Here is a 724-nt window from a genome sequence, read left to right on the forward strand (position 1 = left end):
CCCGTGAATCCGGGTCGGGGACAGTGCATGGTAGGCAGTTTGACTGGGGCGGTCTCCTCCCAAAGTGTAACGGAGGAGTTCGAAGGTACGCTTGGTACGGTCGGACATCGTACCTAAAGTGCAATGGCAAAAGCGTGCTTAACTGCGAGACCGACAAGTCGAGCAGGTGCGAAAGCAGGACATAGTGATCCGGTGGTTCTGAATGGAAGGGCCATCGCTCAACGGATAAAAGGTACTCTGGGGATAACAGGCTGATACCGCCCAAGAGTTCATATCGACGGCGGTGTTTGGCACCTCGATGTCGGCTCATCTCATCCTGGGGCTGTAGCCGGTCCCAAGGGTATGGCTGTTCGCCATTTAAAGAGGTACGTGAGCTGGGTTTAAAACGTCGTGAGACAGTTTGGTCCCTATCTGCCGTGGGCGTTGGAATCTTGACGGGGGCTGCTCCTAGTACGAGAGGACCGGAGTGGACGTACCGCTGGTGTACCTGTTGTCTCGCCAGAGGCATCGCAGGGTAGCTATGTACGGAAGAGATAACCGCTGAAAGCATCTAAGCGGGAAACTCGCCTGAAGATGAGGATTCCCTGGAGGCTTGACCTCCTTGAAGGGTCGTTCGAGACCAGGACGTTGATAGGCTGGGTGTGGAAGCGCAGTAATGCGTTAAGCTAACCAGTACTAATTGCCCGTAAGGCTTGATCCTATAACCAGTGTGTTTTGCCTGGTG

The 724-nt window shown here is 54.6% G+C and carries 1 rRNA gene; it reads left to right on the forward strand.

The features are described from left to right. Window positions 1-700, forward strand: a 23S ribosomal RNA gene (locus tag AC3WLF_RS31325); the annotation flags it as partial. Window positions 701-724 lie beyond the last annotated feature (24 nt).

It is taken from the genome of Cupriavidus sp. FW306-01-F10A (assembly GCF_058782785.1).